Raw genomic sequence first — 20,540 nt, 5'->3', positions numbered from 1 at the left:
CAGAGGTTCCGGTGGGCGCTCACTGCGCCGGATGGGCGGCCGACGTGCTGGGCAGGGAGCCGACGGCGTAGGGGCTCACACGCACGACGTCGCCCACCACGATGACGGCAGGGTTCGCGACGCCGACGCGCTCGGCTTGGTCCACGATCGTCTCGAGCGTTCCGATCGTGACGCGCTGGCGCTCGGTCCAGCCGCTCTCCACGATCGCGACGGGAGTTCTGCCGGGGAGGCCGTGCGCAAGCAGGTGCCGTACGGAGTGCGCGAGGCGGCGCACCCCCATGAGCAGCACGATCGTGTGGTCTGGCCGAGCCGGCAGCTCGGAGAGCTCCTCGTGCCCGGTCACGACGCTGAAGCCCGTCGCGAGCCCCCGGTGGGTCACGGGGATGCCCGCGGCCGCGGGCACGGAGATCGCGCTCGTGACGCCTGGGACCACCTCGACGTCCACGCCGTGCTCGCGGCAGAACTCGGCCTCCTCGCCCCCACGCCCCAGGACGTACGGGTCGCCGCCCTTGAGCCGCACGACGAGATGGCCCGCTCGTGCCTCGTCGACGAGGATGCTGTTGATCTCGTCCTGGCTCGCCTGATGGGCCGCGGGGGCCTTGCCGACCTCGACGACGCGGGGGCCGCCTGCCTCGGCGGCGGTGAGCTCGTCGAGGAGTCCGCGGGGCCCGAGCCGGTCCGCGACGACCACGTCGGCCTCGGCGAGGAGCTGGCGTCCCCGCACGGTGATGAGCCCCGAGTCTCCGGGGCCGCCGCCGACGAGCGCCACACGTCCCTGGCCGCGTGCTGCGGCCCTCTGCCTCCGCAGGGGGAGGCTCCCGGTCCGGAGCGCGAGGACGATCGCGTCCTTGAGCGCCTTGGCGCGCCGTGGGTCTCCCCCGGCGTTCACTGCAACCGTGATGTCGTCGACCCGGGCCGACGCAGGGGTCCACGCGGCGGAGGCCTCGTGATCGCCCGCGTTGACGCACCAGATGCGGCATTCCTCGGCGTCCGCGGCCACACGCGAGTCCACCTCGGCGACCCCCGTCGCGGTCTGCGCGAACCAGACGCCGTCGAGGTCGCCCGTCTCGTAGCCGCGGCGCACCCACGTGACGAGACCCGCTTCGGCCAGCCGCGCGACGTCGTCCCCTGCCTCCGGCGCGACAACGGTGACGACCGCCCCCGCATCGAGGAGCGCCAGGGCGCGGCGCCCGGCGACTCGCCCACCGCCGACGACGAGGACGGGCTTCCCGAGGAGCCGCAGGGAGGTAGGGAAGAGGTCACGACCGGTCATCGGGTTGCCCCCGCGAGGAGGCCGCGCCTGCGCAGGAGCCTCCGCTCCACGGGCCCGAACACGAGCAGCTCGATGAGGATGCCGACGGCGAGGATCGCGATGATGGCGCCCATGACGATTCCCATGTCGCTCAGCGTACGGCCCTGATCGAGGAGCGAGCCCAGGCCGAAGCCGAGGCTTCCGCCCACCGCGATGATCTCGGCAGCCATGAGGGAGCGCCATGAGAACGCCCAGCCCTGCTTGAGGCCAGCGACATAGCCGGGGAGCGCGGCCGGGAGGACAACCTGGAGCGCGAGCTCGAGCCGCGACGCGCCGAGGACCTTCGCGACCGAACGGTAGTGCGGCGGGATCTGGTCGACGCCGGCGATCAGGCCGTTGACGATCGACGGGATCGCCCCCATGAGCACCACGAAGTAGACCGTGCCGTCCGTGAGGCCGAACCAGATGATGGCGGCCGGCACCCACGCGACCGAGGGCAGGACCTGGAGGCCCGAGATGAGCGGGCCGAACGCGCGGCGGAGCGGGCGCACCTGTGCGAGCAGGAGGCCGAGCGGGGTGCCGATGACGATCGAGACGGCGAAGCCGAGCAGCCCGCGCGTGAGGGAGGTGACGATAGCCTCCTGGACCTGGCCCTCCCGCCACAGCTGGGCGAGGCTCGCGGCGACGTCGAGCGGCCCGGGCATGAGGTCCTGCCGCTTGAGGCCGAGCGACGCCACGATCTGCCACACGAGGAGGACGACGACGACGGCCCCGAGCGGGAGCGCCACCCGCCCCCAGTCGCGGCGGCGGTGGGCGGCCTCGGACTGGAGCTCGTCGAGGCCTGCCTCAAGGGCACGGAGATCCTCGGTCTCGGTCCTAGTGGTTCCCGCGGCGTGCGCCCCCGGTTCGAGTTCGGTCACGTTACTTGCCATGGCGGCGGATCTCCTCGCGCAGGCGGGCGGTGATGTCGGCCGTCAGGGCGGCGGCAGCTGCGGCGTCGTCCTTCACCGCGCCGGGCACGGCCCACTCGCTCACCACGCGGCCCGGGCGGGAGGAGAGGAGCAGGACGCGCTGGCCGAGGCGGACGGCCTCCCGGACGTTGTGGGTGACGAAGATGATCGTCCGGTTCGTCTCGCGCCAGATCCGGGTGAGCTCGTCGTGGAGGAGGTCGCGCGTGATGGCGTCGAGCGCGGCGAACGGCTCGTCCATGAGGAGGACCTCGCGGTCCTGGCTCAGGGCACGGGCCAGGGCCACGCGCTGGCGCATGCCGCCCGAGAGCTCATGCGGGCGCTTGTCGGCGGCCTCACCGAGGTGGACGAGGTCGAGGAGCTCGGTGGCCCGGGCCCTGCGCTCGGCCTTTCCGACGCCGCGCAGCTTGAGCGCGAGCTCGACGTTCCCGCGAGCCGTGAGCCACGGGTAGAGGGCGGCGTCCTGGAACATGAACGCTGCCCCATCTGCCGGGACCTCGAGGGCCCCCGAGCTGGGGCGCTCGAGGCCCGCGATGATGTTGAGCAGCGTCGACTTGCCGCAGCCGGAAGCGCCCAGCAGGGCCACGAACTCCCCCGCGCCGATTGAGGCGTTCACCCCGTCGAGCACGGGGGCGCCGTCGCCGAAGCGCTTGCCGAGGTTCTCGAGCAGTACGGACATGTCTCGCTCCTACTCCTGTCCCAGTCCGGCGGCGCTGGCCTTGGCCCCGCCCGAGAGGCGGTTGAGGACACTCAGGTCGAAGAGTCCGTGCAGGTCTGCAGACTTGGAGACTCCCGCGTCGACGCCGTCCTGGAGCAGCTTCGGGTACGCGCCCGCGAGGGGGTCGGTGGTGAAGGTGATGTTGCCCAGGGCGCTCTGGACGACGCTCGCGGGCAGGGCCTGCCCGGCGGCGGCCTTGAGCCCGTCGTTCACGGCCTGGACCTTCTCCGTGCCGCTCGCCTTGTTGAGCCAGTCGATCGCGGCGGCGTCGCCCTTGACGAGGGCCTCTACCGTCTGCGGGTGGTCTGCCGCGAACTTCTTGTTCACCACGAGCACGGTCGTCGGGAACAGCCCGGGCTTGCCGGTCTGGGAGCCGTCCCACAGGGTCTTCTCGTCGACGAGCACGTGCGCGCCAGCCTCGAGCACGAGGCGCGAGGCCCACGGCTCGGGCAGCCAGGCGCCGTCGAGCTTCCCGGCTTGGAAGAGCTTGAGGGTCTGGGCGTTGTCCGTCGGGTCGATCGTCACATCGCCTGCGCCGCTCGGGCTCGTCTTGTAGCCCTGCTTGGCCAGCCAGGCGCGGAGCGCGACGTCCTGCGTGTTGCCGAGCTGCGGCGTCGCGAGCGTCGCGCCCCTGAGCTGCGAGGCCGACGTGATGCCCTGCCGCACGACGAGCTGCGCACCGCCCGCAGCAACCCCCGCAACCACGACGAGCGACTGGCCCTTGCTCTGGGCGAAGGAGTTGATCGCCGGGTTGGGGCCGACGTACGCGGCGTCGATGGCGCCCGCGTTGAGCGCCTCGATCTCGGCCGGGCCGGCGTTGAAGACCTGCGTCGTGAGGCTGTTCGTGCCGGCGGCCTTGAGGGTGTCGGCGATCAGGCCCTGGTGGACCCCGACGACGGCGGGGGCGTGGGTCACGTTCGCGAAGTAGCCGAGCCTCAGCTGTGCCGCGGGGGTGCCCGTCTGGGCCACGGCGGACTGGCTCGGCTGGGTCGCCCCCTGGTTGGCGTGGGCGGTCGCCAGGGCGGCGCCTACTGCAAGGAGGAGGACGACGGCGGCTCCGATGCCGATGGTCAGTCCCCGGCCTCGCTTCGCGCGGTCCGTGTCCGTGTCGGCGGTGATGCGGACGCGCTGGGGCGTCTCTGTGTCAGGCGTAGGGCTCTTGCTCATGGTGAGTCCTCGGGTCTCGCTGGAGAAGGGTCGGAAGGTCGGGAGGCGGGCCTAGCGACGAGCCCGACATCGGGGCATTTGCCCTGGGATCGCGGGGCTCTTGGTGCGGACCATGCGTTCCAGCGTAGGGAGGGGATTTCGGCGCCCCAAGAGCCCGGTCACGGTCGTTCACCGTACGTCACGCGGCGTCACACAGGGTCGGCGCGGTCTCCGAGGGGCGTTGCTTGGGCGCTCCAGCCCGTTTCTCAGGCCCTGCCTGCGTGTCGGGTCGCGACACGCCGCATCCCCTACGGTCTGCAGCCGATAACCGGGCAGGAAGGCGACGACGCCCGCCACCAGGGGGTGACGGGCGCCGTGGCTCGGGGAGGACGGGGCTAGATCCAGTAGCGCTCGTCCTCGGAATCGCCCGGGTGCGCCCGGACCATGCCCGCGGCCAGGGTCGCACCGTCCTGCGGGTCGATCACGAGGAAGGCACCAGTGCGACGGTGCGACGCGTACGGCTCGAGCGGGAGCGGCGCGGCGAGGCGCAGCTGGGCCTCGCCGATGTCGTTGAGCTCGAGGCCGGAGGCGGGAGCCACTTGGAACGTGTCGAGGTCGAGGCGCCCCGACACCGACCGGACCAGTGCCCGGACTGTTGATGTCCCGTGCTTGACGAGGACTTTCGCACCCTCGCGTAGCGGCTTCGTCGAGAGCCAGCACAGGGAGCCGTAGAGGTCGGCCGTGCTCTCCGGCAGGGTGCCCGCTGCTGCGATCGTGTCTCCCCGGGCGACGTCGAACTCGTCGGCAAGGCGGAGCGCGACCGAGAGCGGCGCGGCCGCCTCTTGAAGGGAGCGGCCGGCGACGTCAATCCCGGCCACGGTTGTCTCGCGTGCAGCCTGACCGGGCGTCACCACGGAGACGCGGTCGCCCACACGGACGATGCCCTCCGTGATCTGGCCCGCGTATGCGCGGTAGTCCCGGAACTCCGCTTCCGAGAGCCCCGGCGCGAGCGCGCCCTGCGGGCGGATCACGGTCTGCACTGGGAAGCGGAACGGCTCTTGGGCATCATCGAGTTCGTCGGTGCCCGGCAGGTTCTCGAGCAGCTCGATGAGCGTCGGCCCCGTGTACCAGGAAGTGCGGGCCGAGCGGTCCACGACGTTGTCGCCGTCGAGCGCGGACACCGGCACGGCGACCGCCTCGCGCAGCCCGAGCTCTCGCGCGGCCCGGGCAACGTCGGCGGAGATGGTCCTGAAGACCGACTCGGAGAAGTCCACGAGGTCGATCTTGTTCACTGCGACGACGACGTGCGGGACACGCAGGAGCGCCGCCACGGAAAGGTGCCGCCGCGTCTGTTCGAGTACGCCCTTGCGGGCGTCGATGAGCAGGACCACGGCGTCGGCCGTCGAGGCACCCGTGACCGTGTTCTTCGTGTACTGCACGTGGCCGGGGCAGTCGGCGAGGATGAACGTGCGGCGATCGGTAGCGAAGTAGCGGTAGGCGACGTCGATGGTGATGCCCTGCTCACGCTCAGCCCGGAGGCCGTCCGTCAGCAGAGCGAGGTCGAGCCGGCGAGTGCCTTCGGCCTTGTCCCCGCCGAAGCCGCGCGCCTCGGACGTACGGGCCACGGCGTCGAGCTGGTCGGCGAGGATGGCCTTCGAATCGTGGAGGAGTCGGCCCACGAGGGTCGACTTTCCGTCGTCGACCGAGCCGGCCGTCGCGAACCGGAACAGTGTTCCGGAGGGCACGGTGCCCTGCTCGAGGGCTGCCGGGGGCAGCGTGGCTTCAGCAGTCATCAGAAGTACCCGTCCTTCTTGCGGTCTTCCATCGCCGCCTCGGAGATCCTGTCGTCGGCGCGCGTGGCACCGCGCTCGGTGAGGGTCGACGCCGCGACTTCGCGGACCACGTCGGCGACCGTGAAGGCGTCCGACAGGACGGCGCCCGTGCAGGACATGTCCCCCACAGTGCGGTAGCGCACGGTGCGGACGACGACGTCCTCCCCCTCGCGCGGCAGGCTCACCTCGCCGACGGCGCGCCACATTCCATCGCGCTGGAAGACATCGCGCTCGTGGGCGTAGTAGATGCTCGGCAGCTCGATGCGCTCGCGCTCGATGTAGCGCCAGATGTCGAGCTCGGTCCAGTTGCTGATGGGGAACGCACGAACGTGCTGGCCCACGGTGTGGCGGCCGTTGTAGAGGTTCCACAGCTCCGGACGCTGGTTGCGCGGGTCCCACTGGCCGAACTCGTCGCGCAGCGAGAGGATGCGCTCCTTCGCGCGGGCCTTGTCCTCGTCGCGTCGGCCGCCGCCGAACACGGCGTCGAACCTGTTAGCTGCGATCGTGTCGAGCAGGGGCACGGTCTGGAGGGGATTGCGCGTCCCGTCGGCGCGCTCCTGGAGCTCGCCGCGATCGATGTACTCCTGCACGGAACCGACCACGAGCTTGAGTCCGAGCCGGGCGACGGTACGGTCGCGGAAGTCGAGGACCTCGGGGAAGTTGTGTCCCGTGTCCACGTGCAGCACGGGGAACGGTATCTTCCCGGGCCAGAACGCCTTCGCGGCCAGATGCAGCATGACGACCGAGTCCTTGCCGCCCGAGAACAGCATTGCAGGACGCTCGAACTCCGCGACGACCTCGCGGATGATGTGGATCGACTCGGCCTCGAGGGAGTCCAGGAGCCCGAGGTGGGCCGCGGCCTCCGTGGCGGCAGCCTCGGCCGGGGCGGCGGTGGTGGGAGCGCTCATACGTGGAGTCCGCATTCTGTCTTGTCGGTGCCGGACCAGCGGCCGGCTCGGGGGTCCTCTCCCGGGGCCACGGCGCGGGTGCACGGCGCGCAGCCGATGGAGAGGAACCCCTGGGCAAGGAGGGGATTGACGGGCAGCAGGTTGTCCTCGGAGTACTGGACGAGCTGGTCGAACGACCACGGCGCGAGCGGGTTGACCTTGACGAGGCCGTTCTTCTCGTCGAACACCACGAGGGGCGTGTTGGTGCGGGTCGGCGCCTCGTCCCGGCGCACACCCGTGAACCACAGCTCGTAGCCCTCGAGGGAGCGGTGCAGGGGCTCGACCTTCCGCAGGGCGCAGCACCGGGCTGGGTCTCGGGCGAACAGGTCCTTGCCCTCGGCCACGTCCTGCTCGGGCACTGTCTGACGCGGCAGCACGTCGACGATGTTGACGCGGAGGTTCTCGGCGACGTCATTCCTCGTCCGGTACGTCTCCGGGAAGTGGTAGCCGGTGTCGAGGAAGAGCACATCGACGCCGGGCAGCTGCTCGGCGACGAGGGCGGGCAGCACGGCGTCTGCCATCGAGCAGGCCACGGCTGCCGCTTCGGTGGCGAAATTCCTCGCGACCCACGCGATCACCTGCTCTGCGGACGCGTCCCAGCCGAGCTCCGCTGCACCGGAGTCGGCGAGGGCGCGGAGTTCCTCTGCTGAGCGCTTGGGCGCCTTCGGCTTGGCTGCCTCTGTCTGCGTGCTCACTGGAGCGCCTCCTCCTCGGCCGCAAGGGCCCATTCCGCGAAGCTCTGGCTCTCGTCGGCACGCTCTGCGAGGTACCGCCGCGTCACCCGCTCGACGTACTCGGGAAGGTCTTCGGTAGTGACCTTGAGGCCCCGGACGGTCCGCCCGGTGCCGGCTTCTTCACGGGTCTCGGAAGCGAGCCCGCCGCCGAGATGCACCTGGAAGCCGGGCGTCTGGCCGCCGTTGCCGTCTGGCAGGAGCTGGCCCTTGAGCCCGATGTCCGCCGTCTGGATGCGGGCGCACGAGTTGGGGCAGCCGTTGATGTGGAGGGTCAGCGGCTTGAGCAGCCCGTTCGCGCCCGAGCCCTCGCCGGCCTCGGGCGGGAACCGCTTCTCGAGCTCGTCGATGGCGTTGGCTGCCGTCTCCTTCGTCTCCACGATCGCGAGCTTGCAGAACTCGATGCCCGTGCACGCGATGGTGGAGCGCCGCCACGGGCTGGGGTTGGCGTAGAGGCCGATCTCTTCGAGCCCGGCTACGAGTGACTCGACCCGGCTCTCCTCGATGTCGAGGACGACGATCTTCTGGTGCGGAGTCGTCCGGAGCCGCTGCGAGCCGTGCGCCTCGATGAGGTCCGCGAGCTGCAGCAGGACCTCTCCCGACACCCGACCGACGGTCGGGGTCGCGCCGACGTAGAAGCGCCCGTCCTTCTGGCGGTGCACGCCCACGTGGTCGCCCGGCGTCGTCGGCTTCTCGGCAGCGGGACCGTCGGGCAGCGGCGAGGAGAGGTACTCGGTCTCGAGGACCTGGCGGAACTTCTCGGCGCCCCAGTCGGCCACGAGGTACTTGAGGCGCGCGCGGTTGCGGAGCCTGCGGTAGCCGTAGTCGCGGAAGATGCTCGTCACGCCGGCCCAGACCTCGGCCGCGCGGGAGGGCTCGATGAACGTGCCGAGGCGGACCGCGAGGTGAGCCGACGTGGAGAGGCCGCCGCCGACCCACAGGTCGTAGCCCGGGCCGAGCTCGGGGTGCACGACGCCCACGAGGGCGAAGTCGTTGATCTCGTGGACCACGTCCTGGCTGGGGTGGCCTGTGATCGCGGTCTTGTACTTGCGCGGGAGGTTCGCGAAGCTCTCGTCGCCGATGTAGCGGTCCGCGATCTCGCGGATCTGCGGCGTCGGGTCGAGGATCTCCTCGGCAGCGATGCCTGCGACCGGCGAACCGAGGATGACGCGGGGCACGTCGCCACAGGCTTCGGTCGTGTGCAGGCCGACACCCTCGAGCCGCTGCCAGATCTCGGGCACGTTCTCGATTTCGACCCAGTGCAGCTGGATGTTCTGGCGGTCGGTGATGTCGGCCGAGCCGCGCGCGAAGTCGCGGGAGATCCCGCCGATGACGCGGAGCTGCTCGGTCGTGAGCGCGCCACCGTCGATGCGCACGCGCATCATGAAGTAGCGGTCCTCGAGTTCCTCGGGCGAGAGCGTGGCCGTCTTGCCGCCGTCGATGCCCGGCTTCCGCTGGGTGTACAGCCCCCACCAGCGGAATCGACCGTGCAGATCGGTGGGGTCGATCGAGTCGAAGCCGCCCTTGGCGTAGACGTTCTCGATGCGTTCGCGGACGCTGAGGCCGCCGTCTTCCTGCTTCCAGACCTCATTGGCGTTGAGCGGCTCGGTCCCGTCGACCTTCCACTGCCCGTTGGGCTTGGACGAACGCGGACGCCCCGGCTGCCCCGGACGCTGGTCAGCACGCTGATCGGGTCGCTGCCCGCCGCGGGCAGCCCCGGAACGCGCAGTGAGGGCTGTTTCAGTCATGATTCGAGGGTACGGACCGCCCCGGGCGTGTCCCCAGAGAGATGCAATGCGATGTCACCGGGGGACATATTTCTTCGTATTGGCGTCACGTACCCCGCGAGCCGACCCCGCCAGCCGATCCCGACCCGGCCCCGGGGTCCGGTGCTCACAGCGTGGCGAGGGCGGCGTCGAAACGGTCGAGGGCGATCCGGGCGACCTCCGGGGACGGCAGCAGGGGCGTTGCGACGGCGTCCGCCCCCGCGCGGGCGAGCTGGTCGTGGAAGTAGCCGGGCGCGAGCAGGTAGCTCGCGATCACGATGCGGCCGGTCTCCTCCGCGCGAAGCTCGGCGACGGCGTCGGGCACGCTGGGCTCGGCGCTCGCCCCGTAGGCGGGCAGGACCCTGTTCGGGATCAGGTGCCGGAGCATGTCGGCGAGGCGTTCGACGTCGTCTGCCGCGGCCGGATTCGACGAGCCCGCAGCGGCGAGCACGACGGCGTCGTCCGGCCCGAGTGCCGCCGCGGCGAGGCGCTCGCGGAGCACCTCCGCGAGACGCGCATCCGGGCCGAGGGGCGCGGCCGCCGTCGTCCGTTCCCTGGACTTGACGGCCCGGCCGATGTCCACCTTGACGTGGTAGCCGACGCTCAGCAGGAGCGGGACGACGACGGCGGGCACGTCCGCTGGCAGGCCCTCGACGACGCGGGGCAGCTCGGGGCCGTGAACGTCGACGTAGGCCTCCAGCACGGTGACGTCCGGACGGGCGGCGCGCAGCTCGTCCACGACCCCGAGGATCGCGGCCTTCCCGTCCGGATTGCTGGTTCCGTGAGCGCAGGCGACGAGGAACGGCTGGGTCATAGGGGGAGCCTACCTGCGCGCCCGACTCCGGCCACCGCCTCCGCAGGCGAGAGCGGCCCGGCTAGGATGAAGTCATGAGCGACATGTTCTTGGAGAAGTTCCGCGCGCTTGTCCCCAAGTACCTCGGCGATCCGTGGAGGCCGAGTGATGGGATCTCCGAGGACGAGCTCGACGAGGCCCTCGAGGAGCACGCCTTCACGATCCCCCTCGCGCTGCGCGAGTTCTACCTTGCGCTCGGAGGCTCCGAGCTGATGGAGGCGTACCACTACTTCTGGGATCCCGAGGAACTCGAGATCGACGAAGAGGGGTTCCTCATGTTCCTCGAGGACGAGGAAGAGCAGTTCACGTGGGGCCTGCGCTCCGGGGATCTCCGGGTGCCCGACCCGATCGTCTACCGCAAGAACAACGCCCGCGGCGAGTGGGTGTCGGAGGACGGCACCTTCTCCGAGTTCACGTTCGACATGTTCGAATGGGTCTTCTCGGGGGCCGAGGATGACGAAGAGCAGCACGTCTAGGCGCGCCTTTCCTGCCCCCAAGAATAAATTGACGGTTGGGACTGGACATATGACAGATCTGTCATAAACTTGTCAGTGGATCCACTTCAGCCTCCAGTGGATTCGGGTGCGAACGGAAACGGGCCCTGGGATAGCGGCATTGCCGCCACCCAGGGCCCAACCGTTTAAGCGCACATGTGACAGCACGTGCGGCGCTACGCGTGGGACAAGTACCGGGGCGCTACGCCTGCCGGTCCACCACCGCGTCCGCGAACGCTGAGAGCGAGTGCTTGACGACGCCCTCGGGCAGCGGCGAAAGGGCCGCCTTCGCAGCGTCCGCCCACTCCCGCGCGGCAGCCCACGAGTCCGCGGTCACGGAATGCTCGCTGATCGCTGCAACAGCCTCGGCGAGGGCAGCGTCGCTCGACAGGTCGCCGTCGATGAGCCGCAGCACGTCGCGCGCGGACTCGTCCCCGCCGTTGGCTGCACGCCTCAGGAGGAGCACCGGCAGGGTGGGCACGCCTTCCCTGAGATCCGTGCCAGCGGACTTGCCCGACGTCACCTTCCCTCCGGTCACGTCGATCACGTCATCGGCGAGCTGGAACGCGACGCCCACGTTCTCCCCGTACTTGACCAGCACTTCCTCATACTCGTCAGGGGCCTTGGCGAAGATCGCGCCCATCTGCCCCGACGCGGCGATGAGGGAACCGGTCTTGTCGGAGAGCACCGAGAGATAGTGCTCCACGGGATCCTGATCCTCACGCGGCCCCACGGTCTCGTGGAGCTGGCCGAGGCAAAGGCGTTCGAACGTCCGGGCCTGGATGGACAGGGCACGGCCGCCGAGCTCGGAGACGAGGATCGAGGCGCGCGCGAAGATGAGGTCGCCCGTGAGGATCGCAACAGTGTTGCCCCACACCTCGTGCGCGGTCGGGGCTCCACGACGGTACGGTGCGGAGTCCATCACGTCATCGTGGTAGAGGGTCGCGAGATGCGTGAGCTCGACGACGGCGGCCGCCTGCAGGACCTCCGGCCGCGTCCAGTCGCCGAGATGCGAGCAGAGGAGAGTGAGCAGCGGCCGGATCCGCTTGCCGCCGGCCTCGACGAGGTGGCGGCTCGTCGCATCGGCGAGGGGGTCGGAGTTCGCGATGGCCTCGCGGAGACGCTTCTCGACGCGGGCCATGTTCGTCGTGATGGCGGGGCCGAGGTCGGGGTCCTCCGCTATCGCGGCGAATCCGGCAGGCAGCTGGATCCCGGCGGCAATCGCCGTCGTGGTCGGGGCGGGCTCGGCGCTCTCGCCGGCGCCGTGCCCCGCGTGGGTCCAGCTGTGTTCAGTGTTCGTCACGGGTCAAGCCTAGCTTTCGGCCGGGGTGGGCGAGTTCAAACGGACTGCGGGCGGAGTCATGGGCCGAAGGTTCGACGTCTCCGGCGTGAGCGCCTCGAGGAGCCGGATGGCTCGGTCCTCGAGCCCTCCTCCCCGTTTTTCGGTGAGGTTGGCGAGGAGGCGGACGACGACGCGCATGAGCGCCGGGACCGGCATCCCCGTGCGGAGTGCGAGGCGCATGACCGCAGGCTGGCCGATGAGCGCCGCGAATGCGCGGCCGAGCGTGAAGTGGCTCCCCCACTGCTCCCGCACATGGTCCGCGTAGGCACGGAGGCGGCGGTCGACGTCGTCCGCGGCCGGCCGCACGCGACCCGCCGAGCGCTGGGCTGCTGCGGCATCCACGAGGAACTGCGCCGCGTAGCGGCCCGACTCCATCGCGTAGCTGATGCCCTCGCCGTTGAAGGGGCTCACCATGCCTCCCGCGTCGCCGAGGAGGGCCATGCCGGGAACCACGTGGGGAGTCCGGTTGAACCCCATCGGGAGGGCCGCCCCCCGCACGGGCCCGGCCTGGTTCGACTCGGTGAAGCCCCATTCCTCCGGCATCGAGGCAGTCCAGTCGCGGAGCACCTGCCGGTAGTCGAGCTTCCCGAACTCCTTCGACGAGTTGAGGATCCCGAGCCCCACGTTCGACGTGCCGTCGCCGACCCCGAAGACCCATCCGTAGCCCGGGAGCGGCTTGCCGTCGCGGCCGGGGAGCTCGAGCCAGCCCTCCATCCAGTCGTCCTCGTGCCGGGGACTGCGGAAGTACGTGCGGTAGGCGACGCCGAGGGGCCGGTCGTCGCGCTTGGCGAGTCCGCGCGAGACGGCGGCCCGCGTGGAATTGCCGTCGGCGGCAAGCACGACGTCGGCGCGGAAGTCGCGGGTCTCCCCCGTCCTGCGGCCGTCCTCGTCGAGGAGCTGCACACGCGCGCCCACGACCCGACCGCCGTCGTCCGTCAGGACTTCCGCGACGTTGTGCCCCTCGAGGATCCTCGCGCCGGCCGTTTCGGCGTGGCGTGCGAGCGCCTCATCGAACCCGAGCCGGGTCCGGATGAGGCCGTAGTCGGGGAAGCCGCCGCCTTCGGGCCAAGGCAGTTCGACGGTGCGGCCGCCGGCGATGAGACGCAGGCCGCGGTTGCGCCGCCACCCGTCCTCGGCCGCATGGGGCAGGCCGAGCAGCTGGATTTCGCGGACTGCCCGCGGCGTGAGCCCGTCGCCGCAGACCTTCTCACGGGGGAAACGGGTCTTCTCGAGCACCGTCACCTCGACGCCGGAACGCGCGAGGTAGTGCGCTGCGGTCGAGCCGGCGGGCCCGGCCCCGACGATCAGGACCTCCATGAGCCCCTCAGCCCGCCGCGCGCCGCGCGCGCCGGATCTTCTCCACCGGCCCGGACTGCGCGGCCGCCGGCACAGGCTTCGTGGCGCGGTGGACGGCGACGATGCCGCCGGAGAGGTTGCGGTACTCGACGTCCTCCCAGCCGTCCCGGGTGAGCCAGTCCGCGAGGTGGTCCTGGTCCGGCCATGCGCGGATCGACTCTGCGAGGTACACGTAGGCGTCGGGGTTCGAAGAGGCCTTCCGCGCGATGGGCGGAAGAGCGCGCATGAGGTATTCGAGGTACATGGTGCGCCACAGCGGGTTCACGGGCGAGGAAAACTCGGCAACGACAAGCCTGCCGCCCGGCTTCGTGACGCGCAGCATCTCCTGCAGCGCTCGGTGCGGCTCGCTCACGTTGCGGAGGCCGAAGGAGATGGTGACGGCGTCGAACGAGTTGTCCGCGAAGGGAAGGCGGGTCGCGTCGCCGGCGATGAAGTCGATGTCGGGGCGGCGGCGCTTGCCGACGCGCAGCATGCCGAGCGAGAAGTCACACGCGACGACCTCGATGCCAGCGTCGGCGTAGGGCTCGGCGGACGTGCCCGTGCCGGCCGCGAGGTCGAGGACGCGCTGGCCGGGCTTCGCGCCGACCGCGTCGAAGACGACCTTGCGCCACCTGCGCGTCTGGCCCAGCGAGAGCAGGTCATTGACGACGTCGTAGCGGGGAGCCACGTCGTCGAACATGCTCGCCACGTCGCCGGGAACCTTCTGGAGAGATGCCCTCTTGCCTGTGCTCACCCGGCCCATTCTGCCAAACTTCCGCCGGGCCTCGGGACGCACCCGCTCAGAACCGCAGGAGGACCTTCGAGGACCCCGTGCTGCGGTCCCCGGCCACCCGGAACGCCTCGACTGCCTCCTCGACCGGGTATTCGTGCGTCAGCATCGGTTCGACGTCGAGGCCGCCGGCGAGGTACTCGAGTGCGGTCGAGATCTCGTCGATGAAGCGGAACGACCCGCGGTAGTCGATCTCGCGGAACACGATCTCGGCGAGGGAGACCTCGAGGAGGCCTGCGGGGAGGTTGCCCACCTGGACGACGATCCCGCCGCGCTTCACGGCACGCAGGACGCTCGTGACGGCGACGGGGGCACCGGATGCCTCGAAGACGACGTCGGCGTCCGGGAGGGTGCCGCCCTCGGCGAGGTTGACGACGTCGTCCGCTCCCATGCGGCGCGCGATCTCAAGGGAGCCGACGGCCAGATCACTGGCGACGACGCGTGCGGCCCCGGCCTTCCGGGCGGCGGCGACGACGAGGGCCCCGATGGGACCGGCCCCGTTCACCAGGACGGTCCGGCCTTCGACCGAGCCCGCGCGGCGCACGGCATGGATGGCGACGCCGAGCGGTTCGGCGACCGCGGCCAGACGGGTGCTCACGCCGTCGGGCACGGCACGGAGCTGGCTCGCCGGAACCACCGTGCGGGCGGAGAAGGCGCCTTCCGTGTGGGGGTGGTAGGCGGCCGATCCGAGGTGGTGCACGTTGACGCAAAGATTCGGCCGGCCCGACGTGCAGAACTCGCACTCGCCGCACACGATGGCGGGGTGGATGGCGACGGCCTGGCCCACCTCGAAACCGGACACCTCGGAGCCGAGGGCAGCGATTCGTCCCGCCACCTCGTGCCCCAGGACCATGGGGTCCTTGAGGATGCTGAGCCCCGCGGCGCCGTGCTTGACGTAGTGCAGGTCACTCCCGCAGATCCCCCCGTACTCGATCGAGACGAGGGCCTCCCGGGGGCCGGGCTCGCGGGGTTCGACGGGGTCGAGGCGCAGATCACCGGCTGCGTGGACGACGACGGCCAGGCTCATGGGGTTCCTCCTGAGGGGTTCACGGCTCCCCCTATTCAAGCACTGCCATACCAGTGCTGTCGATTCCTGCCCCCGCACGTGCGGCCCGCCTAAGGTTGGACGCATGGTCCCGTCCCTCCCGGGCACGCCGCCGCCGTCGGCCGCCCGACCGCCGTCGAACCGCGACCTCGCGTACGAGCACATCCGCGAGCTCATCGTGCGGGGCGACGAAGCCCCCGGCGCCCTGCTCAGCGAGAACGACCTCGCCCTCCGGCTCGACCTCAGCCGCACCCCCGTGCGCGAGGCGCTCCTCCTGCTCGCCCAGGCTGGACTCGTCGACATCCGCCCCCAGCGCGGGAGCTACGTCTCGTTCATCGACCCCGACATGGTCCGGCAGGCACAGTTCGTCCGGGAGGCGATCGAGGTCGCCTCGCTCGAGGCGTGCGTCGAGAACTGGACGGCGGAACAGGGCGCCGCAGTCGAGGAGATCCTCGCGGCCCAGGAGGAGTGCACGGACAGGGAGGACTTCTACCCGCTCGACGAGAAGTTCCACCGGGCACTCCTCGCCATCGCCGGCCACGAGACCGCGTGGACGGCCGTGCAGAGCGCGAAGGGCCACCTCGACCGTGCGCGCTACCTCGGCCTCAGCGGCTACCGGCCCATCGCCGAGTACGTCGCCGACCACCGTCGCGTGGTCGAGTCCGTCGCGGAGGGCCGCCTCGAGGCAGCACGGGACGAGCTCCGCGCCCACCTTCGCTTCGTCCTCGAGGACCTCGAGCGCATCCAGGCGGCACGGCCCGAGCTCTTCCGGCCCGCCGCGGGGCCCGAGCGGCGCCCGGCGCGGCCCGCCCGGAGGCCAGCGCGTACTCTTGACCCATCATGAGCTCCCCTTTGCGCGCCCTCACCGTCGATCTGGGCGCTGTAGACCCGTGTGCTGTCGACGCACGCGGCAGCTTCCCCCTCGACGACCTCGCGAGCGCGGTCAACCGGCCTGAGGTCCTGTGCTGGGTACGACGCGGAGAGGGCCATCTCGGGTTCGGCGAAGCCATGCGCTTCACCACGACCGGCCCGGACCGCTTCATCGAAGCCGAAGCGTGGTGGAAGCAGCAGACCCTCGAGGCCGAGGTCGAGGACGCGCTCCAGCACCCCGGCACGGGCCCGCTCGCCTTCGGCTCGTTCGCCTTCTCGAGGACGTCCGAGTACGAATCCCGGCTCGTCGTGCCTGAGATCGTCGTCGGAATCCGGGAGGGCCGCGCGTGGGCCACCCAGCTCACCGCAGACGGACGGCGCCCGTCCGAGCGGGAGCTGCGGGCCGGCGTCGAACGCTGGATCACGGCGGCCGCGCCCGCGGCGTCGAACGGAGCGCACCTCCGGGTGCGGCCCGGGAGGCTCGGCGAGCAGCGCTGGATGAGCGCGGTCGCGTCCGGGGTACGGCACATCCGCGCTGGGGAGCTCGAAAAGCTCGTGCTCGCCCGGGACGTGGTCGTGGAGGACGACGCCGGGATCCGTCGCGAACGGGTCCTGCGGCGGCTCGCGTCGGCCTACCGAGACTGCTGGGTCTACGGGGTCGACGGGCTTGTCGGGGCGACTCCCGAGATGCTGATCCAAGTCGAGGGCCGCACGGCGCAGGCGCGCGTGCTCGCGGGAACGCTCGACCGCCGGGACGCCGACGGCGCGGGCCCGGGCTACGCGGAGCGGGTCCTCGCGGGCTCGCCCAAGCAGCGCCACGAGCACCAGATCGCCATCGAGTCGCTCACGACCGCCCTCGAACCGTTCTCGGAGGCGCTCAACGCCCACGACGAGCCGTTCATCCTCGAGCTGCCCAACGTGTTCCACCTGGCCTCGGACGTCAAGGCCGAGCTCGCCGAGATCGAGGGGCACGTCCCGACGCCGCTCGCGCTCGTGAACGCCCTGCACCCGACCGCCGCGGTCTGCGGGACGCCGACCAAGGTTGCGGCCGACCTCATCCTCGAACTCGAGGAGCTCGATCGGGGACCCTATGCGGGGCCGGTGGGGTGGCTCGACGGCGCGGGCAACGGCGAATTCGGCATCGCGCTGCGCGGAGGCGTCCTCGAGGGCACGACGGCGGCGCGCCTCTACGCGGGCTGCGGCATCGTCGAGGGGTCGCAGCCGGAGGCGGAGCTCGCCGAGACGTGGGCCAAGTTCCGCCCGATGCTGGAGGCCCTCGGCGTCGAGCGCTGAGGCCGCTGCGGCAAAAGAGTCTGACATCGCAGACAGCCACGTCCGGGGTTCCAGAACCTTCGCCTCCCGACGGGCTTGCGCGAGAGCGCGATTCGTTGTCCAATTGGGAAACGAAAGTTGCATGTGACGAACATCTCACCGCTCTCGGGAGCCGGTAGGATAGATGTCGCTCTAGCACCTGATTGCCAGTACCTCCAAGTAAGGGACGACCTATGACTTTCTCCACGAAGCTCGCCGCCAAGGGCGCCGTGGTCCTTGCAGCCAGCGCACTCGCACTGACCGCTTGCACCAATGCGTCCGAGACGGGCGGCGGCGCCCAGCCCAGCAGCTCGGGTTCTGCGGCCGCCAGCTTCGATCCCAGCACGGTGCAGAAGGACGACTCGCTGGCATCGCAGGTGCCCGCCGCGATCAAGTCCAAGGGCACGCTCGTCGTCGGCTCCGACACGACCTACGCGCCTGCGGAGTTCCTCGGCGGCTCGGACAACCACACGCCCATGGGCTACGACGTCGACTTCGCCAAGGCAATCGGGGCGACGCTCGGCCTCAAGGTCGACGTCCAGACGGCCGACTTCACCGGCATCCTGCCCGCGCTCGGCCCGAAGTACGACCTCGGCATCAGCTCCTTCACGATCACCAAGGAACGCCTCCAGGCGGTCAACTTCGTGAGCTACTTCAACGCCGGCGTCGCTTGGGCAGTCCAGAAGGGCAACCCGAAGAACTTCTCCGTGAGCGACGTGTGCGGGAAGACCATCGGCGTCCAGACGGGCACCACCGAGGCTGACGAGGTCAAGGCCCTCAGCGACAAGTGCACCTCGTCGGGCAAGAGCGCGGTCAACATCGTCACCCTCGCGGCTCAGACGGACCTCAACACGCGCCTCGTCAACGGTGCTCTCGACGCCATGTCCGCGGATTCGCCTGTCACCAGCTACGCGATCCAGCAGACCAACGGCGCCCTGCAGAAGATCGGCGACACGACCGAAATGGCACCTGAGGGCATCGCAGTCGCGAAGAGCGACACGGCAATGGCCGATCTCGTCCAGAAGGTCATGACCAAGCTCATCTCCGACGGCACCTACAAGAAGATCCTCGACACCTGGAACAACGCCGACGGCGCCGTCACCAAGTCCGAGGTCAACCCGTCCGTCTCCTCGTGACTGTCATGACTGCACCTCAGGCGGAGACCACCGAAGCCACGAAGGGCGGCGCGCCGGAACTGATCAAGGCAGTTCCGGTGCGCCACCCGGGCCGGTGGGTCGCGGCCGCCATCATCCTCGTGCTCGCGGCACTGGCCATCCAGAGCCTCGCGACCAACCCGCGCTTCGCATGGGGCACCGTCGCCGCGTACATCATGGACGTCAACGTGGTCCGCGGCGTGGGCTGGACGCTCCTGCTGACGGTCCTGTCGATGCTCCTGGCGATCATCCTCGCGATCATCCTCGCGTTCATGCGCCAGTCGGACAACCCGATCCTGCGCTGGTCCTCCTGGTTCTGGGTCTGGTTCTTCCGCGGCACCCCGGTCTACACCCAGCTGATCTTCTGGGGCCTGGTCACCGTGCTCTACCCGAGCATCTCCCTGGGCATCCCGTTCGGCCCCCAGCTGGCGACCTACATCCTCAGCGACCCCTCCAAGGGCTTCATCCCCGCCATCCTCGGCCTGGGCCTGAACGAGTCCGCGTACCTGGCCGAGATCTTCCGCGCCGGCCTGAAGTCCGTGGACAAGGGCCAGGTCGAGGCCGCCGAAGCCCTCGGCATGCGCGGGACCAAGATCATGTGGCGCATCGTGCTCCCCCAAGCCATGCGCGTCATCGTGCCCCCGACCGGGAACGAGACCATCGGCATGCTCAAGACGACCTCGCTCGTCCTGGCCGTCCCGTTCACCCTCGACCTGACGTTCGTCACGAACGCTCTGGCCAACCGCACCTACCAGCCCATCCCGCTGCTGATCGTCGCGGCCGCCTGGTACCTGCTGGTCACGAGCATCCTCATGGTCGGCCAGCACTACATCGAGAAGTACTACGGACGGGGCGTGGACAACCTCGTCGCCGCCGCTGCCGTGAACCCGGCCGCCGCCAAGGCAGCCGGCGCGGGAACCCCCGCAGGGTCCGACACCGGCAACGGCACCGCCATCCCCGGCGGCCCCACCGCCGCCGGCCCCACGATCGAGGAGAGCGGACGATGAGCGCCCCCGCCACCAACGCAGGGCACGCCGCCCCATCCCCGACGGCCACAGACCTGGTCCGGATCGAGGGAGTGCACAAGTACTTCGGCGAGCACCACGTGCTCCGCGGAATCGACATGACCGTCAAGCAGGGCGAAGTCTCGGTCCTGATCGGCCCCTCCGGGTCCGGCAAGTCCACCCTTCTGCGCTGCGTCAACCACCTCGAGACGATCAGCGCCGGGCGCATCTGGGTCAAGGACGAGCTCATCGGCTACCGCGAGAAGGCCGGCAAGCTCCACGAGCTGCACCTCAAGGAGATCGCCGCCCAGCGCCGCAACATCGGCATGGTCTTCCAGCGCTTCAACCTCTTCGGCCACAAGACCGCCCTCGAGAACGTCATGGAGGCCCCCGTCCAGGTCAAGGGCCAGGACAAGGCCGCGGCCAGGAAGCGCGCCCTCGAGCTCCTCGACCGCGTCGGCCTCTCCGACCGGGCCAAGCACTACCCGGCCCAGCTCTCCGGCGGACAGCAGCAGCGCGTCGCGATCGCCCGCGCACTCGCCATGGACCCCGAGCTCATGCTCTTCGACGAGCCCACCTCGGCCCTGGACCCCGAACTCGTCGGCGACGTCCTGAACGTCATGAAGGACCTCGCGAAGTCCGGCATGACCATGGTCGTCGTCACCCACGAGATCGGCTTCGCCCGCGAGGTCGGCGACACCCTGACCTTCATGGACGGCGGCGTCGTCGTCGAATCGGGCAACCCCCGCGACGTCATCGCCAACCCCCAGCAGGAACGCACCAGGAGCTTCCTCAGCAAGGTCCTCTGACCGGCAGGCGAAAGCGGCACGTAAAGGCCGCGGCGCCGTGGAAACGAGTGTTCTCGTTCTCACGGAGCCGCGGCCTTTGGCTTGAGCGGTTCGGCTGCCCGTCATCTGTAGCCGAAACGATCTGTACCCGAAACACTCCAAGGCGCGCGTAGCCGTACCCGAAACACTCCAAG

19 protein-coding genes are annotated in these 20,540 nt (G+C 70.3%); 6 read left to right on the top strand and 13 right to left on the bottom strand.

The window, feature by feature from the left end; translation table 11 throughout:
• Positions 1 to 19: 19 nt before the first annotated feature.
• The 9 genes from cobA to E6A21_RS00240 form a co-directional block, all read right to left on the bottom strand.
• On the bottom strand, positions 20 to 1,273 hold the full coding sequence (cobA, locus tag E6A21_RS00280) for a uroporphyrinogen-III C-methyltransferase (protein WP_138442076.1): 1,254 nt from the start codon (positions 1,271 to 1,273) through the stop codon (positions 20 to 22).
• Positions 1,270 to 2,184, bottom strand: a complete 915-nt coding sequence (locus tag E6A21_RS00275) for an ABC transporter permease (RefSeq protein ID WP_138442074.1) — start codon at positions 2,182 to 2,184, stop codon at positions 1,270 to 1,272. The genes cobA and E6A21_RS00275 overlap by 4 nt, the downstream gene beginning before the upstream one ends.
• Positions 2,174 to 2,899, bottom strand: a complete 726-nt coding sequence (locus tag E6A21_RS00270; RefSeq protein WP_138442073.1) for an ABC transporter ATP-binding protein — start codon at positions 2,897 to 2,899, stop codon at positions 2,174 to 2,176. Before E6A21_RS00270 ends, E6A21_RS00275 begins: the two co-directional genes overlap by 11 nt.
• Positions 2,900 to 2,908: 9 nt before the next feature.
• Positions 2,909 to 4,105 carry an ABC transporter substrate-binding protein gene (locus E6A21_RS00265; RefSeq protein ID WP_138442071.1) on the bottom strand — a complete coding sequence of 399 codons (1,197 nt, stop codon included), beginning with the start codon at positions 4,103 to 4,105 and terminating at the stop codon, positions 2,909 to 2,911.
• A 374-nt stretch (positions 4,106 to 4,479) separates the two neighbouring features.
• Complete coding sequence (locus E6A21_RS00260; protein WP_138442070.1) at positions 4,480 to 5,877, bottom strand: sulfate adenylyltransferase subunit 1; 1,398 nt, start codon at positions 5,875 to 5,877, stop codon at positions 4,480 to 4,482.
• Positions 5,877 to 6,824, bottom strand: a complete 948-nt coding sequence (gene cysD, locus E6A21_RS00255; RefSeq protein ID WP_425471487.1) for a sulfate adenylyltransferase subunit CysD — start codon at positions 6,822 to 6,824, stop codon at positions 5,877 to 5,879. The genes E6A21_RS00260 and cysD overlap by 1 nt, the downstream gene beginning before the upstream one ends.
• A complete protein-coding gene (locus E6A21_RS00250; protein ID WP_246036103.1) occupies positions 6,821 to 7,558 on the bottom strand; it encodes a phosphoadenylyl-sulfate reductase in 738 nt (245 codons plus the stop codon). Before E6A21_RS00250 ends, cysD begins: the two co-directional genes overlap by 4 nt.
• Complete coding sequence (locus E6A21_RS00245) at positions 7,555 to 9,342, bottom strand: nitrite/sulfite reductase (RefSeq protein WP_138442065.1); 1,788 nt, start codon at positions 9,340 to 9,342, stop codon at positions 7,555 to 7,557. Before E6A21_RS00245 ends, E6A21_RS00250 begins: the two co-directional genes overlap by 4 nt.
• A 145-nt stretch (positions 9,343 to 9,487) precedes the next feature.
• Positions 9,488 to 10,174 carry a sirohydrochlorin chelatase gene (locus E6A21_RS00240; protein ID WP_138442064.1) on the bottom strand — a complete coding sequence of 229 codons (687 nt, stop codon included), beginning with the start codon at positions 10,172 to 10,174 and terminating at the stop codon, positions 9,488 to 9,490.
• Positions 10,175 to 10,248: 74 nt separating this feature from the next.
• On the opposite strand from E6A21_RS00240, the gene E6A21_RS00235 reads away from it, so the two are divergent.
• Positions 10,249 to 10,689: a hypothetical protein gene (locus E6A21_RS00235; RefSeq protein ID WP_138442062.1), complete on the top strand. Its 441-nt coding sequence runs from the start codon at positions 10,249 to 10,251 to the stop codon at positions 10,687 to 10,689.
• Positions 10,690 to 10,909: 220 nt separating this feature from the next.
• Here E6A21_RS00235 and E6A21_RS00230 read toward each other — a convergent pair whose 3' ends face one another.
• Genes E6A21_RS00230 through E6A21_RS00215 form a run of 4 tightly spaced genes read right to left on the bottom strand, consistent with a single transcriptional unit; the run spans position 10,910 to position 15,201 of the window.
• Positions 10,910 to 12,010, bottom strand: a complete 1,101-nt coding sequence (locus E6A21_RS00230) for a polyprenyl synthetase family protein (RefSeq protein WP_138442061.1) — start codon at positions 12,008 to 12,010, stop codon at positions 10,910 to 10,912.
• A 9-nt stretch (positions 12,011 to 12,019) separates the two neighbouring features.
• Entirely contained in the window at positions 12,020 to 13,366 is a 1,347-nt protein-coding gene (locus E6A21_RS00225) for a geranylgeranyl reductase family protein (RefSeq protein ID WP_138442059.1), read from the bottom strand.
• Between the two features lie 7 nt (positions 13,367 to 13,373).
• Positions 13,374 to 14,138, bottom strand: coding sequence for a demethylmenaquinone methyltransferase (locus tag E6A21_RS00220; RefSeq protein WP_281281536.1), 765 nt, complete (start codon positions 14,136 to 14,138; stop codon positions 13,374 to 13,376).
• A 46-nt stretch (positions 14,139 to 14,184) separates the two neighbouring features.
• Positions 14,185 to 15,201 carry an L-idonate 5-dehydrogenase gene (locus tag E6A21_RS00215; RefSeq protein WP_138442056.1) on the bottom strand — a complete coding sequence of 339 codons (1,017 nt, stop codon included), beginning with the start codon at positions 15,199 to 15,201 and terminating at the stop codon, positions 14,185 to 14,187.
• A gap of 103 nt (positions 15,202 to 15,304) precedes the next feature.
• On the opposite strand from E6A21_RS00215, the gene E6A21_RS00210 reads away from it, so the two are divergent.
• From E6A21_RS00210 to E6A21_RS00190, 5 genes are all read left to right on the top strand, one after another.
• On the top strand, positions 15,305 to 16,063 hold the full coding sequence (locus E6A21_RS00210; RefSeq protein ID WP_138442055.1) for a GntR family transcriptional regulator: 759 nt from the start codon (positions 15,305 to 15,307) through the stop codon (positions 16,061 to 16,063).
• Positions 16,060 to 17,382 (top strand): isochorismate synthase, encoded by a 1,323-nt coding sequence (locus tag E6A21_RS00205; RefSeq protein WP_138442053.1) that lies wholly within the window; start codon positions 16,060 to 16,062, stop codon positions 17,380 to 17,382. Before E6A21_RS00210 ends, E6A21_RS00205 begins: the two co-directional genes overlap by 4 nt.
• Before the next feature lie 212 nt (positions 17,383 to 17,594).
• A complete protein-coding gene (locus E6A21_RS00200; RefSeq protein ID WP_138442052.1) occupies positions 17,595 to 18,536 on the top strand; it encodes an ABC transporter substrate-binding protein in 942 nt (313 codons plus the stop codon).
• Positions 18,537 to 18,541: 5 nt separating this feature from the next.
• A complete protein-coding gene (locus E6A21_RS00195; RefSeq protein ID WP_138442050.1) occupies positions 18,542 to 19,561 on the top strand; it encodes an amino acid ABC transporter permease in 1,020 nt (339 codons plus the stop codon).
• Positions 19,558 to 20,367, top strand: a complete 810-nt coding sequence (locus E6A21_RS00190; protein WP_138442048.1) for an amino acid ABC transporter ATP-binding protein — start codon at positions 19,558 to 19,560, stop codon at positions 20,365 to 20,367. The genes E6A21_RS00195 and E6A21_RS00190 overlap by 4 nt, the downstream gene beginning before the upstream one ends.
• Positions 20,368 to 20,540: the final 173 nt, after the last annotated feature.

This window comes from Sinomonas susongensis (assembly GCF_005877005.1).
Lineage (GTDB): Bacteria > Actinomycetota > Actinomycetes > Actinomycetales > Micrococcaceae > Sinomonas > Sinomonas susongensis.
The sequence above is the reverse complement of the archived record's forward strand: the minus strand, read 5'-3'. Positions and strand labels throughout refer to the sequence as shown.

Coding starts and splice junctions, on each gene's coding strand:
- cobA (WP_138442076.1), bottom strand. CDS start 1,273: ATGACCGGTCGTGACCTCTTCCCTACCTCCCTGCGGCTCCTCGGGAAG.
- E6A21_RS00275 (WP_138442074.1), bottom strand. CDS start 2,184: ATGGCAAGTAACGTGACCGAACTCGAACCGGGGGCGCACGCCGCGGGA.
- E6A21_RS00270 (WP_138442073.1), bottom strand. CDS start 2,899: ATGTCCGTACTGCTCGAGAACCTCGGCAAGCGCTTCGGCGACGGCGCC.
- E6A21_RS00265 (WP_138442071.1), bottom strand. CDS start 4,105: ATGAGCAAGAGCCCTACGCCTGACACAGAGACGCCCCAGCGCGTCCGC.
- E6A21_RS00260 (WP_138442070.1), bottom strand. CDS start 5,877: ATGACTGCTGAAGCCACGCTGCCCCCGGCAGCCCTCGAGCAGGGCACC.
- cysD (WP_425471487.1), bottom strand. CDS start 6,824: ATGAGCGCTCCCACCACCGCCGCCCCGGCCGAGGCTGCCGCCACGGAG.
- E6A21_RS00245 (WP_138442065.1), bottom strand. CDS start 9,342: ATGACTGAAACAGCCCTCACTGCGCGTTCCGGGGCTGCCCGCGGCGGG.
- E6A21_RS00240 (WP_138442064.1), bottom strand. CDS start 10,174: ATGACCCAGCCGTTCCTCGTCGCCTGCGCTCACGGAACCAGCAATCCG.
- E6A21_RS00235 (WP_138442062.1), top strand. CDS start 10,249: ATGAGCGACATGTTCTTGGAGAAGTTCCGCGCGCTTGTCCCCAAGTAC.
- E6A21_RS00225 (WP_138442059.1), bottom strand. CDS start 13,366: ATGGAGGTCCTGATCGTCGGGGCCGGGCCCGCCGGCTCGACCGCAGCG.
- E6A21_RS00215 (WP_138442056.1), bottom strand. CDS start 15,201: ATGAGCCTGGCCGTCGTCGTCCACGCAGCCGGTGATCTGCGCCTCGAC.
- E6A21_RS00210 (WP_138442055.1), top strand. CDS start 15,305: ATGGTCCCGTCCCTCCCGGGCACGCCGCCGCCGTCGGCCGCCCGACCG.
- E6A21_RS00205 (WP_138442053.1), top strand. CDS start 16,060: ATGAGCTCCCCTTTGCGCGCCCTCACCGTCGATCTGGGCGCTGTAGAC.
- E6A21_RS00200 (WP_138442052.1), top strand. CDS start 17,595: ATGACTTTCTCCACGAAGCTCGCCGCCAAGGGCGCCGTGGTCCTTGCA.
- E6A21_RS00195 (WP_138442050.1), top strand. CDS start 18,542: ATGACTGCACCTCAGGCGGAGACCACCGAAGCCACGAAGGGCGGCGCG.
- E6A21_RS00190 (WP_138442048.1), top strand. CDS start 19,558: ATGAGCGCCCCCGCCACCAACGCAGGGCACGCCGCCCCATCCCCGACG.